Origin of the sequence: Duganella sp. CF402, from assembly GCF_900109645.1 — a bacterium.
Taxonomy (GTDB): Bacteria; Pseudomonadota; Gammaproteobacteria; order Burkholderiales; family Burkholderiaceae_D; genus Rugamonas.
Genome location: NZ_FOBG01000001.1, coordinates 1068615 through 1083683, shown reverse-complemented (window position 1 = coordinate 1083683; position 15069 = coordinate 1068615). Strand labels below are relative to the sequence as shown.

General features: G+C 64.5%; 12 protein-coding genes. 5 read left to right on the top strand and 7 right to left on the bottom strand.

The window, feature by feature from the left end; all coding sequences use genetic code 11:
- Nucleotides 1-3 precede the first annotated feature (3 nt).
- Both BMZ70_RS04900 and BMZ70_RS04895 read left to right on the top strand, forming a co-directional pair.
- Nucleotides 4-1659 carry a tetratricopeptide repeat-containing response regulator gene (locus BMZ70_RS04900; RefSeq protein WP_092270669.1) on the top strand — a complete coding sequence of 552 codons (1656 nt, stop codon included), beginning with the start codon at nt 4-6 and terminating at the stop codon, nt 1657-1659.
- Entirely contained in the window at nt 1659-3281 is a 1623-nt protein-coding gene (locus BMZ70_RS04895; RefSeq protein WP_092270666.1) for a response regulator, read from the top strand. Before BMZ70_RS04900 ends, BMZ70_RS04895 begins: the two co-directional genes overlap by 1 nt.
- Before the next feature lie 2 nt (nt 3282-3283).
- Here BMZ70_RS04895 and BMZ70_RS04890 read toward each other — a convergent pair whose 3' ends face one another.
- From BMZ70_RS04890 to BMZ70_RS04875, 5 genes are all read right to left on the bottom strand, one after another.
- A complete protein-coding gene (locus tag BMZ70_RS04890; RefSeq protein WP_092270663.1) occupies nt 3284-4270 on the bottom strand; it encodes a TraB/GumN family protein in 987 nt (328 codons plus the stop codon).
- A 3-nt stretch (nt 4271-4273) separates the two neighbouring features.
- Nucleotides 4274-4402 carry a hypothetical protein gene (locus BMZ70_RS29080; RefSeq protein ID WP_255372214.1) on the bottom strand — a complete coding sequence of 43 codons (129 nt, stop codon included), beginning with the start codon at nt 4400-4402 and terminating at the stop codon, nt 4274-4276.
- Between the two features lie 113 nt (nt 4403-4515).
- Nucleotides 4516-5100 (bottom strand): Clp protease N-terminal domain-containing protein, encoded by a 585-nt coding sequence (locus tag BMZ70_RS04885; RefSeq protein ID WP_092270660.1) that lies wholly within the window; start codon nt 5098-5100, stop codon nt 4516-4518.
- A 14-nt stretch (nt 5101-5114) separates the two neighbouring features.
- Nucleotides 5115-5327, bottom strand: a complete 213-nt coding sequence (locus BMZ70_RS04880) for a helix-turn-helix domain-containing protein (protein WP_092270657.1) — start codon at nt 5325-5327, stop codon at nt 5115-5117.
- 36 nt (nt 5328-5363) lie between these two features.
- Complete coding sequence (locus tag BMZ70_RS04875; protein WP_092270654.1) at nt 5364-8960, bottom strand: hydantoinase B/oxoprolinase family protein; 3597 nt, start codon at nt 8958-8960, stop codon at nt 5364-5366.
- Nucleotides 8961-9056: 96 nt separating this feature from the next.
- Here BMZ70_RS04875 and BMZ70_RS04870 point away from each other — a divergent pair, with 96 nt between their 5' ends.
- Complete coding sequence (locus BMZ70_RS04870; protein ID WP_092270651.1) at nt 9057-10562, top strand: NAD(P)H-hydrate dehydratase; 1506 nt, start codon at nt 9057-9059, stop codon at nt 10560-10562.
- Nucleotides 10563-10648: 86 nt separating this feature from the next.
- Here BMZ70_RS04870 and BMZ70_RS04865 read toward each other — a convergent pair whose 3' ends face one another.
- Complete coding sequence (locus BMZ70_RS04865; RefSeq protein ID WP_092270648.1) at nt 10649-11368, bottom strand: ABC transporter ATP-binding protein; 720 nt, start codon at nt 11366-11368, stop codon at nt 10649-10651.
- Nucleotides 11369-11408: 40 nt separating this feature from the next.
- Between BMZ70_RS04865 and BMZ70_RS04860 the strand changes: the two genes are divergently transcribed.
- Together BMZ70_RS04860 and mnmH are read left to right on the top strand one after the other, a co-directional pair.
- Nucleotides 11409-12038 (top strand): arylesterase, encoded by a 630-nt coding sequence (locus BMZ70_RS04860; RefSeq protein ID WP_373922510.1) that lies wholly within the window; start codon nt 11409-11411, stop codon nt 12036-12038.
- The gene (gene mnmH / locus BMZ70_RS04855; protein ID WP_092270642.1) at nt 12035-13090 is read left to right on the top strand and encodes a tRNA 2-selenouridine(34) synthase MnmH; all 1056 of its coding nucleotides are present in this window, start codon (nt 12035-12037) and stop codon (nt 13088-13090) included. The genes BMZ70_RS04860 and mnmH overlap by 4 nt, the downstream gene beginning before the upstream one ends.
- 43 nt (nt 13091-13133) lie before the next feature.
- Here mnmH and BMZ70_RS04850 read toward each other — a convergent pair whose 3' ends face one another.
- Nucleotides 13134-15047 carry a SurA N-terminal domain-containing protein gene (locus tag BMZ70_RS04850; protein WP_092270639.1) on the bottom strand — a complete coding sequence of 638 codons (1914 nt, stop codon included), beginning with the start codon at nt 15045-15047 and terminating at the stop codon, nt 13134-13136.
- Between the last annotated feature and the right edge of the window lie 22 nt (nt 15048-15069).

The following is a 15069-nucleotide window of genomic DNA, read 5'->3' as shown; positions in this document are numbered from 1 at the left end:
GCGATGCCAGACTATAGCAACCTGTCGGTCCTGATTGTCGATCCCAATCAGAGCATGCGCGCCAGCGTGCACAATATGCTGACGCAGGTGAATATCACCAAGGTCGACCACGCGGTCAGCGCCGCCCTGGCCATTCGCGCCCTCTCTACCCGCTCCTACGACGTGATCCTGTGCGAATACGACCTCGGCACCAGCGCCGACGGCGCCGGCCAGGACGGCCAGCAATTGCTGGAAGACCTGCGCCACCATAAAGTCATCAGCCCGTGGGCCATCTTCGTCATGCTGACCTCGGAAGGCGTGTATGGCAAGGTGATGAGCGCGGCCGAATTGCTGCCCACCGATTACATTCTCAAGCCCTTTACCGTGGACGTGCTGTCGCAGCGCATCGGCCGCGCGCTCGAGCGGCGCGCCAAGTTCCTGCCGGTGTACCAGTTGATCGGCCAGGGCCGCGCCAGCGAAGCGATTGAAGCCTGCCTGACCAATGAAGCGACGCAAGCGCGCTACGCCGTCGACTACGCCCGCCTGCGCGCCGAGCTGCTGGCCAGCCTTGGCCGCCACGCCGAAGCCGAGCAAGCCTACGCCGCCATCCTCAAGGTCAAGCCGCTGGGGTGGGCGCAGCTGGGCCAGGCCCGTGCTGTCTACGAGCTGGGCCGGCTGGCCGATGCCGAAGCACTGCTGCGCGCGCTGCTGGAGGAGAACGCCAAATTCATCGCCGCCTACGACCTGCTGGCGCAACTGCTGCGCGAGCAGGACCGCGACGCCGACGCCAAGCAAGTGCTGGAAGACGCGGTGGCGCTGTCGCCGCACATGGTGCGCCGGCTGCGCAACCTCGGCGACGTGGCGCTGGCGACCGGCGACGTGGCCGGCGCCGAGAAAGCCTACAAGCAAGTGGTGGCCAAGGCCAAGTATTCCGAATTCCGCGATCCGGCCGACCATGTGAACCTGGTGCGCGCGCTGGTGCACAAGGGCGACGCGGCCGGCGCGGCCGGGGTGGTGCGCGACCTCGAGCGTTCGATGCGCAGCAGCCCCAGCGTGGAAGTCTGCAAAGGTTACGCCGCCTCCATGATCAAGCAGTTCAATGGCGATGCCGAGGGTGCGGCGGCCGAACTGGCCAAGGCAATGGACAAACTGGCCGAAGCCACCGGCATGTCCAGCGATCTCAAGCTCGGCCTGGCCCACAGCTGCCTGACCAACCGCATGGACGAGCAAGCCGCCACCCTGTTCGACCAACTGATCGCCAACCCGAACAGCGGCATCGATGCCGAACAGGTGGCCGAGCTGTGCAAACAAGCCGGCCGGCAGGACATCGTCAAGCGTTACACCATGAGCCAGGAACAGCAGGTGGACGCGGTGGTGCGCGAAGCGGCCGTCCTCAGCCGTTCAGGCGACGTGCGCGGCGCGGTCGCGGCGCTGCAGGACGCCTTGCAGCGCCACCCGAGCCATACCGGTCTGTGGTCCGTGAGCGTGACCGCCATGCTGCGCCTGATCGCCGAGCTGGGCTGGGATCAGGCGCTGGCCACCCAGTGCACCACGCTGATGCGCCGCATGCGCGAAGACAATCCACAACACCCACTATTGCCGGGTTTGCTGGCACAATACGCATCGCTGCGGCAGAAGGCCGCCGCCAACCCAACGCCCGCTGCGGCAGAAAGCAACTGATGGCCGATTACGCCGCCCTCTCCGTCCTGCTGGTCGACCCGAGCCAGAGCATGCGCGCCAACTTGCGCAACATGCTCGGCCAGGCCGGCATTACCAGTATTGATGACGCCGTCAGCGCCGGCACGGCCATCCGCCAGATCAACAAGAAGAGCTACGACGTGGTGCTGTGCGAGTACGACCTCGGCAGCGGCCAGGATGGCCAGCAATTGCTGGAAGACCTGCGCCTGCACAAGCTGATCCAGCCGTGGACCATCTTCATCATGCTGACCTCGGAAGGCGTGTACAGCAAAGTCATCGGCGCCGCCGAGCTGACGCCGACCGATTACGTGCTCAAGCCGTTCACCGTGGACGCCCTGCTGCAGCGCATGCGCCGGGCCGTCGAGCGGCGCGATGTGTTCCAGCGCGCCTACCAGATGGTCGAGCTGGGCAACCTGCAAAAAGCCATCGCCGAATGCGTCACGGGCGAGGAAAAGAACCCACGCTACGCCACGGATTTCATCCGCCTGCGCGCAGAACTGCTGACGCAGCAAGGCGAACTGGCGCAGGCCGAGCAAGCCTACCAGTTGATCCTGATGACCAAGCCGGTCGCCTGGGCGCACCTCGGCCTGGCACGCAGCCAGTTCGGCTTGCAGAAATACGTCGAGGCGCAGGCCACGCTGCAAGAACTGCTCAACCAAAACTCCCAATACATGGCGGCCTACGACCTGCTGGCGCGCACGCATGAAGCGCTGGGCCAGCAGGAAGCGGCCAAGAAGATTCTGGAAGACGCGGTCGCCATCTCGCCGCACATGGTGCACCGGCTGCGCCACCTCGGCGACGTGGCCTATGAAACGGGCGACGTCACGGCGGCCGAGAAGGCCTTCAAGCAAGTGGTGGCCAAGGCTAAATATTCCGAATTCCGCGATCCCGAGGACCACGTCAAGCTGGTCAAGACGCTGGTGCGCAAGGGCGACGCCAACCAGGCCAGCGGCGTGATCCGCGACATGGAGCGCTCGTTACGCGGCGGCACCAATGTCGACGCCTGCCGCGCCATCGCCGCCGGCATGCTGCAGGAAATGACCGGCAACATCACCGCTGCGGCGGCCGAGCTGACCAATGCGGTCAACGCCGTGGCCGGCAGCCGTGGGCTATCGACCGGGCTCAAGATCGGGCTGGTGCACAGCTGCCTGAACATCAAGCTCGACCAGCAGGCCTCGGACCTGATGCTCAATCTGATGAACGACACCGAAAGCGGCGTGTCGATGGACGACGCGGTGCAAGTGTTCGAAAAAGCCGGCCGCCACGATCTGGCGCAAGGCATGGGCGAGCAAATCAAGATTCAGGTGGACGAGCTCATCGCGCATGCCGAAGAGCAGCGCACCCAAGGCGACCTGCGCGCGGCGGTGGATACGCTGAACGCCGGCCTGCGCAAGGCGCCCGGCAATCTGGCGCTGCTGCCGGCGGCCGCCTCGGCCATGCTCAAGCAGCTGGACGACCTCGGTTGGGAAGCGCCGCTGGCCGAACAGTGCCAGTTCCTGCTGGATCGCATGCGCCGGCTGGATCCGAATCATCCATCACTGGAAAACCTGCTGGCGCAGTACCAGCACACCCAGCGCAAGTACGGTATTTCGGTGGTGGCCTGAGTTTATTCCGGGCTGTCGACCTGATAGCCCTTGGCCTTGAGCGCCGCCAGATAGCTGTCCGCGCCGATGATGTTCGACAACGGCAGCACGGCGAAGGTGCTGGCGTTGGCGCCGATGGATTGCTCGGCTGAGTCCAGCCAAGCGGTGCGCACCCGCTCCTTGATATTCTGAAAGCCGGGGCGGTTCTTGACGAACTCGGCGCCGAGCATGGCGTTGTTGCACTCGTTGTCCTGGTCTGGATACGTCAGTTTCTGAATCGCCTCGATGTCGCCCTTGGCCCAGGCGTTGGCGCGCACACGCATGGCCTCGATATCGGTTTCCAGGCGTGCCAGCGTTTTGTCGAAACAGGCGGCGTCGGCCAGCGACGACTTCTTGAAGTCCTTCATCATGTCCGACGCGCCGTCCATGTCCAGCTTGATGCCGGTTTCGGTGACCTTGATTTTGTGCTGTTTGATGATGGCGTCGAGCTTGGTGCTGACCACCATACCCCTGGTCAGCCCGGCCTGCTTGAGGCCGGCGCTGAACAAGGTATCTGCCGCGAAAATGGGACGTTCGCGTTCAATACTGTCGTTATCGCCGAGGTATTTGGCCTTCAGCGGCAGCCAGCGTGCGTACACGTCTGGCGGCAGGACGTCGCGCAAGGTGGCGCCGTCCGGATTCTTTTTGATGCCGATCAGGCCCGGCAACATGGTCAGGCCGCGGAAAAAGCCGACCTTGGCATGGGCGGCGGGCGGCGCCAGATATTCCTGCGACTGCGCCAGCGTGACCTCGACCTGCTGCGAGCGCCACTCCATCTTTTGCGGCAGCGGCGTGTAGATGCCGAGCACCCACAGCACGTGATCGTCTTTGCTGACCTTCCACAGGCCGGGCCCCGGGCGTTGGCCGACCAGCAGCACTTGCTCCGGCGGCGCTTCAACCTCCGGCGTTTCAGTTTGCGCCAGCACGGCGCTCAATGGGATGGTCAGGCAGAGAGCGAGCAGCAGGCGCATGGTTCAGTAGCCCACCAGGCCAGCGGTCAGGTAGTGGCTGATCACGTACCACGACACGAAGTACAGTCCGCACAGCGCGAATGCCGAAACGATCGCTGGGGCGGGCTGCAAGTGCCTCAGTAATTTCGCCATGATGTCTCTCCCCGCCGGTTAAAAACCCGACTGTACGTGCCAGCCGGGAGGCCGACAAGCCGGGATTCCGTGGTCGCGGATTGCAATACCTCGGGTATCGCAAAACGAGCTTATCAGAAAGGCATGCCGGACCGCAGCTCAGTTTCGGCGGCGCTGCCGAGTGCTTGCAGATCGATGCCGATGGCCTTGAAGGCGCGGCCGGCCGCGCTGTGGGCCATCGCCGCCGCAGCCAGCAGGACGTGGGCGCCACACAGCGGCGCCGACAAGCGACGCTGCAACTCCGGCAGGCTTTGCATCAAGGCTTGGCCGGAAGGCTGGGCGTCGAACAAGATGCTGGCTTCCGCCGGCGGCACGGCGTCGTCGGCGCGCGCGGCGGCGGCGGCGTCGGCCGGCCCAGCGGGAGCGCGCGCGTCTCCGGCGGTGTTGGAGGTCGGCGCGGGGGCGACATGGTGCAGGCCGATGGTATTGAGGGCGGCGGCGTGGCGGTTGGCCAGGGCGGCGCGATAAGCTTCGGGATCGACGCCGAGGCGCGCGAAGACGCGGCGTGCGCTGCCGTCTGGCAGGTCGAGAGCGGCCAGCAGATAGTGCTCCGCACCAGGATGCCGCTGCCCTTCCTGCAAAGCGCGCTTTTCAGCATCCAGCGACAACTTCATGATGGTCCGCGTGTCCTGCCAGCGCTGCCTCAGTTTTGCAAACATGATTATTCCTCCGGTCAGCCGCGCGCCAGATTCGCTGCGTGCTTTTTGTGGGCGGCTTGCTTGCTCACACCGAGTGCTTCGGCGATCTGGGCCCAGGTCCAGCCGTCTGCCAGCGCCTGCCGGACCGCCTTGCGCTCGATCTGGTCGGCCAGCTCGCGCAAAGCCAGGGCGGCCGCTATCGCGTCGCCCGGCTCGTCCGGAATCTTCAAGTGATGGAGATCAGTCATGCGTCAACTTTAGTTGACAATCATCGCACCGTCAACTTAAATTGACGAACCGTAGCCGCCGCCGCCCGGCGTCTCGATGATGAAGACATCGCCCGGCTGCATGTCGGTCTTGCCAATATGGCCCAGCATCTCGATGCTGCCATCGGCGCGCTGCACGCTGTTCCGGCCCAGCGCACCGGGCTCGCCACCGGCCATGCCGAACGGCGCGTGGATGCGGTTATTGGACAGGATCGCCGCCGTCATCGATTCCAGGAAGCGCACCTTGCGCACGCCGCCGTTACCGCCATGCCAGCGCCCCGCCCCGCCGCTGTCGGCACGGATTTCGTAGCTGTCCAGCCGTACCGGGAAACGGAATTCCAGAATCTCCGGATCGGTGAGACGCGAGTTGGTCATATTGGTTTGCACCACGCTCGTGCCATCAAAGCCATCGCCCGCGCCGGAACCGCCGCTGATGGTTTCGTAATACTGGTACTTGGCATTCCCGAAGGTGAAATTATTCATGGTGCCCTGCGCGGCCGCCATCACACCCAGAGCGCCGTAGAGCGCATTGGTGATGCAGGTCGAGGTCTCCACATTGCCCGACACGACCGACGCCGGATAGCGCGGATTCAGCATCGAGCCTTGCGGGATCAGCACCTTCAAGGGCTTGAGGCAGCCGGCGTTCAACGGAATCTCGTCATTCACCAGCGTGCGGAACACGTACAGCACCGCCGCCATGCACACCGCCGACGGCGCATTGAAGTTGTTGTCGAGCTGCGCCGAGGTGCCGGTAAAATCAATCTCCGCACTGCGCGAAGCCTGATCGACGCGAACCGCGACCTGAATCTGCGCGCCGTTATCGAGCGGCAGCGTGAACGCGCCGTCCTTCAAGGCGCTGATCACACGGCGCACCGCTTCCTCCGCATTATCCTGCACGTGATCCATGTAAGCCTGCACCACGTCGAGGCCGAAATGCGCCACCATCCGGTGCAGCTCTTCGACGCCTTTCTGGTTGGCGGCGATTTGCGCGCGCAGGTCGGCCAGATTCTGGTCCGGATTGCGGGCCGGGTACTGCGCGCCGGCCAGCAGCGCGCGCGTCTCGTCTTCCAACATGCGCCCGCCGTCGACCAGCTTGAAGTTATTGATTAACACGCCCTCTTCCTCGATCACGCGCGAATCCGGCGGCATGGAACCCGGCGTGGTGCCGCCGATATCCGCGTGGTGGCCGCGCGAGCCGACGTAGAACAGGATGCGTGCGCCGGTCTCGTCGAACACCGGCGTAATCACCGTCACATCCGGCAAGTGGGTGCCGCCGTTGTACGGGTCGTTGAGCATGAACACATCGCCGGCGCGCATACGGCCGGCGTTCTCGCGCATCACCGTCTTGATGCTCTCGCCCATCGAGCCCAGATGCACCGGCATGTGCGGCGCATTGGCGATCAGGTTGCCGTCGGCGTCGAAAATGGCGCAGCTGAAGTCCAGTCGCTCCTTGATGTTGACCGAGTACGCCGTGTTCTGCAACCGCAGCCCCATTTGCTCGGCGATCGACATGAACAGGTTGTTGAAGATCTCCAGCATCACCGGATCGGCCGTGGTGCCGATGGCGCGTCGCTCCGGCAGCGCGGCCACGCGGCGCAGCACCAGATGATCATGCAGCGTGACCTCCGCCTGCCAGCCGGTTTCCACGATGGTGGTCGCATTGGCTTCGGCGATGATGGCCGGGCCTTTGACGATATCGCCGATGCGCGTGGCCGAGCGCTGGTACAAATTGGTCTGCCGCCACTGGCCGCCGGTGTACATCGGCACCACCGCGTGCGGCATCAGGCCGGACACGCGGCGCGGCGCCGGCTCCACCGCTTCGGACGGCGCGTCGGACTTGCCGACCGCTTCCACAGACACTGCCTCCACGATCAGCGCGCGCGCCGGCATCAGGAAGGAATAGCGTTTGCGGTAGGCGGCTTCGAACTGCTGCTGCATGCTCTCCACTGTATCGAACAGCACAATCAGCGCGGTATCCGTACCCTCGTAACGCAAGTGCACGCGGCTGATCAGCGAGATGCGCTCATCCTCCACCTGCTGATGATGCAGATCGGCGCGCGCCTGGCGGCCCAGCGCGTGCAGGCGTGCCGCCAGATCGGCGTGCGCATCTTCACTCAAGCGCAATTCGACCGCCGCTTCGCGCATCGCGGTCTGGTCGGCCAGGCCCATGCCGTAGGCCGACATCACGCCCGCCAGCGAATGCACGAACACCGTCTTCATGCCCAGCGCGTCGGCCACCAGGCAGGCGTGCTGCCCGCCCGCGCCGCCGAAGCTGGTCAGCGTGTATTCGGTCACGTCGTGGCCGCGCTGCACCGAGATCTGCTTGATGGCATTGGCCATATTGCCGACCGCGATATCGAGGAAGCCCTCCGCCACCTGCTCCGGTGCAGTCTCTTCCCCGGTGGCAGCCGCGATGCCGGCGGCCATGTCGGCGAAGCGCTGGCGCACAGCGGCGGCGTCGAGTGGCTGCTTGCCATCAGCGCCGAACAGCTGCGGGAAATGCGCGGGCTGGATTTTGCCTAGCATGACATTACAGTCGGTGACGGCCAGCGGGCCGCCACGGCGATAGCTGGCCGGTCCCGGATTGGCGCCCGCGCTGTCAGGGCCGACGCGATAGCGGCTGCCGTCGAAATGCAGGATCGAGCCGCCGCCCGCCGCCACCGTGTGGATGCTCATCATGGGCGCACGCATGCGCACACCGGCGACCTGCGTTTCGAACACGCGCTCGAATTCGCCCGAGTAGTGCGACACATCGGTCGAGGTGCCGCCCATGTCAAAGCCGATCACCTTGTCGAAGCCCGCCAACTTTGAGGCGCGCACCATGCCGACGATGCCGCCGGCCGGTCCGCTCAGGATCGAATCCTTGCCCTGGAACGCGCGGGCGTCGGTCAGGCCGCCGTTGGACTGCATGAATTGCAGGTTCACGCCGGGCAGCTCCTGCGCCACCTGATCGACATACCGGCGCAGGATCGGCGACAGATAGGCATCGACCACCGTGGTATCGCCGCGCGCCACCAGCTTCATCATCGGGCTGATTTCGTGCGACACCGACACTTGCGTAAAGCCCATCTCGCGCGCCAGGTCGGCCACTTTGGTTTCGTGCGCGTGGTAGCGGTAGCCGTGCATGAACACCACCGCCAGCGAGCGCAAGCCCATGTCATAGGCCTGCGCCAACCCGGCGCGGGCAGCGGTAAGGTCGAGCGGCGAAATAGTATCGCCATGCGCGCCGACCCGCTCGTCGATTTCGATCACATGGCTGTACAACAGCTCCGGCAGCACGATGTGGCGGTCGAACAGGCGCGGACGGTTCTGGTAAGCGATGCGCAGCGCGTCGCGGAAGCCGCGCGTGATAGCCAGCGCAGTCGGCTCGCCCTTGCGCTCCAGCAGCGCGTTGGTGGCCACCGTGGTGCCCATCTTTACCGCGCCGATCTGCGCCACCGGAATTGGCTTGCCCTTGGCCACGCCCATCAGCTGGCGGATGCCGGCAATGGCCGCGTCGGCGTAGTGTTCCGGATTCTCGGACAGCAGCTTGAGCGTGCGTAGCCGGCCATCGGGCGCGCGTGCCACAATGTCGGTAAACGTGCCGCCGCGGTCGATCCAGAATTGCCAATCCATGCCTTGCCTCGTTAAGCTGTGAATCATCTATTGTAGTGCGCCCCGGCCGCCGCACACCAGCGGCCTTGATAGAAATTTAGATGCTAAAATGGCACCATGAATCCCCTCTACTCCGTTGCTGAAATCCGCGCCATCGAGCGCGCCGCAGCCGCTGTGCTGCCACCTGGCGCGCTGATGCAGCGTGCCGGGCAAGCCAGTGCCAACGCGGCACTCGACAAGCTGCCATTCTCGACCGCGCACGCGCGCGTGCTGGTGCTGGCCGGGCCGGGCGACAACGGCGGCGACGCGCTGGAGGCGGCGGCGCACATTTCCTACACCGGGGCGCAAGTCACGCTGATCCACTTCGCGCCGCGGGGCGCAGCGTCGCCCGAGCGCGACGCTGCGCTGCAGCGCGCAAAACTCAGCGATGCCCGTTTCCGCGAATGGGACGACGCCGACATCGCCGGCACCGACTGGAGCCTGGTAGTGGACGGCCTGTTCGGCATCGGCCTGAAACGGTCGCTGGATGGCGCTTTCCGCGAGCTGGTGGAGATCGTCAACCAGCTGCGCTGCCCGGTGCTGGCGCTGGACGTGCCGAGCGGGCTCGATGCCGACAGCGGCGCCGTGGTGGGTCCGGACGGCATCGCCATCCATGCCACCCACACCATCACCTTCATCGGCAACAAGCCGGGCCTGCACACCTGCGACGGCCGCGATTACGCCGGACTGGTCGACGTGGCGCGGCTGGACATCGATCCGGCCCATTACGCGCCGACCCGGTTGCACCTGAACGACGTCAAATTCTTCTCGCGTCATTTACGGGCGCGGCGGCATAACACGCACAAAGGCAGCTACGGCAACGTGGCGGTGGTCGGCGGCGCGCGCGGCATGAGCGGCGCGCCGATCCTGGCGGCACGGGCGGCGCTCAACAGTGGCGCCGGCCGCGTCTACGCCTTGTTTGCGGAGGAGGCGTTGGCAAGCGATCCGGGCCAGCCGGAACTGATGTGCCGTCTGGCCGCCGACTTTGACCTCAGCCTCGCTACGCTGGTGGTCGGCCCCGGACTGGGCACGACGCGTGCTGCGCATGATTTGCTGGCCCGGGCGGTCGGCTGCGGCAGTGCGCTGCTGGCCGATGCCGACGCGCTCAACTTGTTGGCTGGCGACACCGCGCTGCAAACCGCCCTGGCGCACCGCCCCGCCGCCGTGGTGCTGACACCGCATCCGCTGGAAGCGGCACGCTTGCTGGGCACCAGCATCGCCGCCGTGCAAGCGGACCGGCTGGCGGCTGCGCGCGAGCTGGCGTCGCGGCTGCATGCGGTGGTGGTATTGAAAGGTTCAGGGACAGTGATTGCCGCGCCAAGCGGCGATGCGGTGATCAACACCACCGGCAATCCAGCCTTGGCGACCGCCGGCACCGGCGATGTGCTGGCCGGCCTGTGCGGCGCGCTGCTGGCGCAAGGCTGGCCGCAGTGGGAAGCCGCCTTGGCGGCAGTCTGGCTGCACGGCATGGCCGCCGACGTGCTGGTGACCGAAGGCGTGGGCCCGATTGGCCTCACCGCTGGCGAGCTGATCCCAGCCATTCGTGTGGCGCTAAACCGCATGGTCCAGCACCACGGCCGCTAGCACGTCATTCCGGCGCAGGCCGGAATCCAAGTTGAGCGTATCCGCATACCCCCATTAGGTTCCGGCCTGCGCCGGAACGACGCGGCTCAGACCAGACGTCCCGCAGCGATGGTGATGGTGCGGCGGCAGCGGGCCGCCATTGCCTGGTCGTGCGTCACCAGCACCAGCGTGGAGCCGTGCTGGCGGTTCAGATCGAACATTAGCTGGATCACCGCTTCGCCAGTGGCGGCATCCAGGCTGCCGGTCGGTTCGTCGGCAAACAGCAGCGGCGGCTCGGTCACGAAGGCGCGCGCCAGCGCCACGCGCTGCTGCTCGCCACCCGACAGGTATTTCGGATAGTGCTTCAGGCGGCTGGACAGGCCGACGCGCGACAACATGGCCTCGGCCCGCTCGCGCGCACCGGCCACGCCGGCCAATTCCAGCGGCAGCATGACGTTTTCCAGCGCCGTCAAATGCGCCAGCAACTGAAAGGACTGGAACACAAAGCCCAGCTTTTCCTTGCGCAGCGCGGCCCGGCCGTCTTCATCCAGTGCATAAATGTCTACGCCATCCAGCACCACCTTGCCGGCGCTCGGCGTGTCCAGGCCCGCCAGCAGGCCCAGCAAAGTCGACTTGCCGGAGCCGGAGGCGCCAACGATTGCCAGCGTCTCGGCCTTTTGCACGGTAAAATCCACCTCGTGCAAAATGGTCAGTTCGCCGCTGGCATCGGCCACCCGCTTGGCCAGGCCGCTGACGGCGATGGCCGGATGGACGGAAGACGCCGGCACCGGTGCCGAAGAAGACGACGCAGCCGGACCGTCCGGCATGAATTGTGTAGACGCATTAGGAAAATCGGGCATGCTGAATATGTTTAAACGTTTATCTGGAAAATCCCTGGCCGCCCTGCTCTTGTTATCGGCAGCGGCGAGCGCCTATTCTGCACCAAAAACGGTGCTTGTGCTCGGAGATAGTTTATCGGCCGAGTACGGTTTGGCACGCGGCACCGGCTGGGTCGCGCTGGCCGAGCAAAAACTCAAGCAGAACAACATCGATGCGGTGGTGGTCAATGCCAGCGTCAGCGGCGAGACCACCAGCGGCGGCCGCTCGCGCCTGCCCGCCCTGCTGGCCAAGCACAAGCCCGACCTGGTGGTGATCGAACTTGGCGCCAACGACGGCCTGCGCGGCCTGCCGGTGGCTGCGGCCCAGACCAATCTGCGCGCCATGAGCGAGGCGGCCGCCAAGTCCGACGCCAAGGTGATGCTGATCGGCATGCGCATGCCGCCCAACTATGGCCGCGACTACGCCGACAAATTCTTCGCCATGTACGGCACGCTGAGCAAGGACATCAAGGCGCCGCTGGTGCCGTTCATGCTGGACGGCGTGGCCGACAAGCCGCAGCTGTTCCAGCCGGACCGCCTGCACCCGCTGGCTGAAGCACACCCGATTATTCTTGCCAATATCTGGCCCACCCTGCAAAAAACCATCAAGGCCAAATGAAGTATCCAGAAATACTGAGCATCGAGCAGGTGCTGTCGCAACTCGACACCTTCGATGCCATCATCGACGCCCGCAGTCCCTGCGAGTATGCGCTCGACCACCTGCCCGGCGCCATCAACGCGCCGGTGCTGGACGACGAGCAGCGCATCCGCGTCGGCACCATGTACAAGCAAGTTGGCTCCTTCGAGGCCAAGAAGCTGGGCGCGGCGCTGGTTGCCAAGAACATCGCTGAACATATCGAAGCACTGTGGATCGATAAGCCGCGTGAATGGCGGCCGCTGATTTACTGCTGGCGCGGCGGCAACCGAAGTGGTTCGATGGCCCATATCCTGGCCAAGATCGGCTGGCCGGTGGTGCAGCTCGAAGGCGGCTACAAAGCGTTCCGGCAAGAGGTCAATACAGCACTGGAACACGCGCCCGAATTGCAGTTCAAGGTGATTTGCGGCACCACTGGCAGCGGCAAGAGCCGCCTGCTGGAAGTGCTGGCTGCGCAAGGCGCGCAAGTGCTTGACCTGGAAAAACTGGCCGCGCATCGCGGCTCGGTGCTGGGCCATCTGCCGTCGCAGCCGCAACCGAGCCAGAAGGCGTTTGAAACGCAGATCTGGAATGTGCTGCGCCGCTTCGATCCGGCGCGCCCGGTGTTTGTGGAGGCGGAGAGCAAAAAGGTCGGCAACCTGCGCGTGCCGGCCGCGCTGATGGACACCATGCGCGCCTCGGACTGCATCGCCATGACGCTGTCGCTGCCGAACCGCGTGCGGCTGCTGATGGCGGACTACACGCATTTCCTCGCCAGCCCGGAATCGCTCAACGGCCAGCTCGAACACCTGACACAGTTGCATGGCAAGGAGAAGATCGCCAGCTGGCAAGCCATGTCGCAAGCAGGCCAGATGCAGCAGTTGGTGGAACAGTTGCTGCAACAGCACTACGACCCCGCCTACCTGCGTTCGATCGACCGCAACTTCAGCAAGTACGCGCAAGCCGTGCCGCTGGAACTGGCCGATATCGACGATGCCTCATTCGCCGCGGCCGCGCGGCAACTCACAGCACAATAAAAAAAGGGCCGCATCAAGCGGCCCTTTTTAATTTTGTACGTTCTTACTTCACTTCGGTGACGGTGGTGGCCGATGCGATCGGCTTCAGCACTTTCACTTTGGCTTTTTGCTTCAGCAGCTCGACGTACTGCGCCATCTCTTGCTGGGCGATCAGGTTACCGATCTGCTCAGCTTCCTGCTTGCGCTGCGCTTCGTCTTGCTGGGCAGGCTGCTGCACTTTGCCGATGCGGTACAGGCCGTAGCCCATGCCTGGCACGTCCACACCCACGTAAGCTGGCAGCTTGGTGGTGTCGGCTTTCATAACAGCTTGCATGGCCAGGCCGTTGATGCCTTCAGGCTTGGAGCGCGAGACCAGCTTGGCAGCGCCGAAACCGTTGGCTTCGCCCGACTTCTTGAAGGCAGCCAGTTTCTCTTCGCCAGCCTTGGCGGCCAGCTTGGCGGCTTCTTCCATCGTTACGCGCTGGCGGATGGCGGCGTCGACTTCCGCCAGCGGACGCTTGGTCGCAGGCTTGAATTCAACGATACGGCCGGCCACCAGGGTGCTCGGTGCGGTTTCCACTGCTTCGGTGTTGCGCTTGTTGCTGATCGAATCGTTCGAGAACAGCGCGGCCAGGAACTTGGCGTTGTTGTACGGCGCAGCACCAGCCGCTGGCGATGGATTGCGCGATACGTTGGCGGCGGTTTCGATCTTCAGGCCCAGCTTGTCAGCCACTGGCTTCAGGCTGTCCGCTTGCTCGTACACGGTGTTGGTGAAGGCTTCGGCCATTTCCGAGTACTTCTTCGATGCCTTCTGCTTTTTCAGCAGGTCGGCCACGTCGCCTTTGACTGCGTCGAACGGCTTGGCCACGGCGGCTTTCAGTTCGGTCACGGTGACGATGTGGAAGCCGAATTCCGACTGCACCAGATCGCTGATCTCACCTTGCTTCAGCTTGTTGATCGCGCCTTCCACCGATGGCACGAACAGGCCTTTCTCTACCACGCCCAGATCGCCGCCCTGCTCTGCCGAGCCCGGATCTTCCGATTTGGCTTTGGCGATTTTGGCGAAGTCGGCCGGCGCTTTGCGCACTTCGGCCAGGATGGCTTCGGCCTTGGCCTTGGCAGCGGCGGTATCAGCAGCGCTGGCGCCTTTCTTCACGGCGACCAGGATGTGGCTGGCGCGGCGGGTTTCCGGCGTGGTGAATTGCGCGGTGTTCTTGGCGTAGTAGTCCGACACTTCGGTGTCGCTTACGCTGACCTGGCTCATCACGGCGTCGTTGTTGAACACCACGTATTCGATCTTGGCCTGCTCAGGCACTTCGAACTGCTTGGCGTTTTTCTCGTAGAAGGCCTTGACCATCTCGTCGGTGATTTTCACCTGCGGCACGAAATCGACCACCGGCAGCACCAGTTCCTGCACTTCGCGTTCCTGCGCGGCGATGTCCGACAGCGACTTCGCTACCGAGCGCGGCGCGAAGCCCGTGCCTTCGATGGCGGTGGCCAGCTGCTGCAGCGCCAGTTCGCGGCGCATGCGGGCGTCGTTGTCGACCGGGCGCAGGCCTTGGGCGGCCAGCACCTGCTTGTAGGTGTCCATATTGAAGTTGGCCGGGCCGCCGAACATGTCGACGATGGCTTTTTGCAGCTGGGCGTCGCTCACGTTCAGGTTAGCGTGGATCACTTCGGCGGCGATCGCGCGCTGGGCGATCAACTGGTCGAGGATGTTCTGCTTGAACTCAGGGGTGTCAAACACCTTTTGGTCGAACTGTGCGCCCATACGCTGGCGATACTCGTCCAGACGATTGCGCACGGCATTATCGAATTCCTGCTGGGTCAGCGGCTTGCCATCGATCTTGGCGATGGTGCCGGCGTCGTCGCCAAAGCTCTTGTAACTGCCGATACCGACAAATGCAAACGATGGCACGATGACGATCGCCAGCAGGATTTGCATCAAACGTTGATGGGTACGAATAAATTCAAACATGGTCTGCCAATTCGGATTGATG

Bases quoted from the DNA above. Each gene is read 5' to 3' on its own strand.
- BMZ70_RS04900 (WP_092270669.1), top strand. From the start codon at position 4: ATGCCAGACTATAGCAACCTGTCGGTCCTGATTGTCGATCCCAATCAG.
- BMZ70_RS04895 (WP_092270666.1), top strand. From the start codon at position 1,659: ATGGCCGATTACGCCGCCCTCTCCGTCCTGCTGGTCGACCCGAGCCAG.
- BMZ70_RS04890 (WP_092270663.1), bottom strand. From the start codon at position 4,270: ATGCGCCTGCTGCTCGCTCTCTGCCTGACCATCCCATTGAGCGCCGTG.
- BMZ70_RS29080 (WP_255372214.1), bottom strand. From the start codon at position 4,402: ATGGCGAAATTACTGAGGCACTTGCAGCCCGCCCCAGCGATCGTTTCG.
- BMZ70_RS04885 (WP_092270660.1), bottom strand. From the start codon at position 5,100: ATGTTTGCAAAACTGAGGCAGCGCTGGCAGGACACGCGGACCATCATG.
- BMZ70_RS04880 (WP_092270657.1), bottom strand. From the start codon at position 5,327: ATGACTGATCTCCATCACTTGAAGATTCCGGACGAGCCGGGCGACGCG.
- BMZ70_RS04875 (WP_092270654.1), bottom strand. From the start codon at position 8,960: ATGGATTGGCAATTCTGGATCGACCGCGGCGGCACGTTTACCGACATT.
- BMZ70_RS04870 (WP_092270651.1), top strand. From the start codon at position 9,057: ATGAATCCCCTCTACTCCGTTGCTGAAATCCGCGCCATCGAGCGCGCC.
- BMZ70_RS04865 (WP_092270648.1), bottom strand. From the start codon at position 11,368: ATGCCGGACGGTCCGGCTGCGTCGTCTTCTTCGGCACCGGTGCCGGCG.
- BMZ70_RS04860 (WP_373922510.1), top strand. From the start codon at position 11,409: ATGTTTAAACGTTTATCTGGAAAATCCCTGGCCGCCCTGCTCTTGTTA.
- mnmH (WP_092270642.1), top strand. From the start codon at position 12,035: ATGAAGTATCCAGAAATACTGAGCATCGAGCAGGTGCTGTCGCAACTC.
- BMZ70_RS04850 (WP_092270639.1), bottom strand. From the start codon at position 15,047: ATGTTTGAATTTATTCGTACCCATCAACGTTTGATGCAAATCCTGCTG.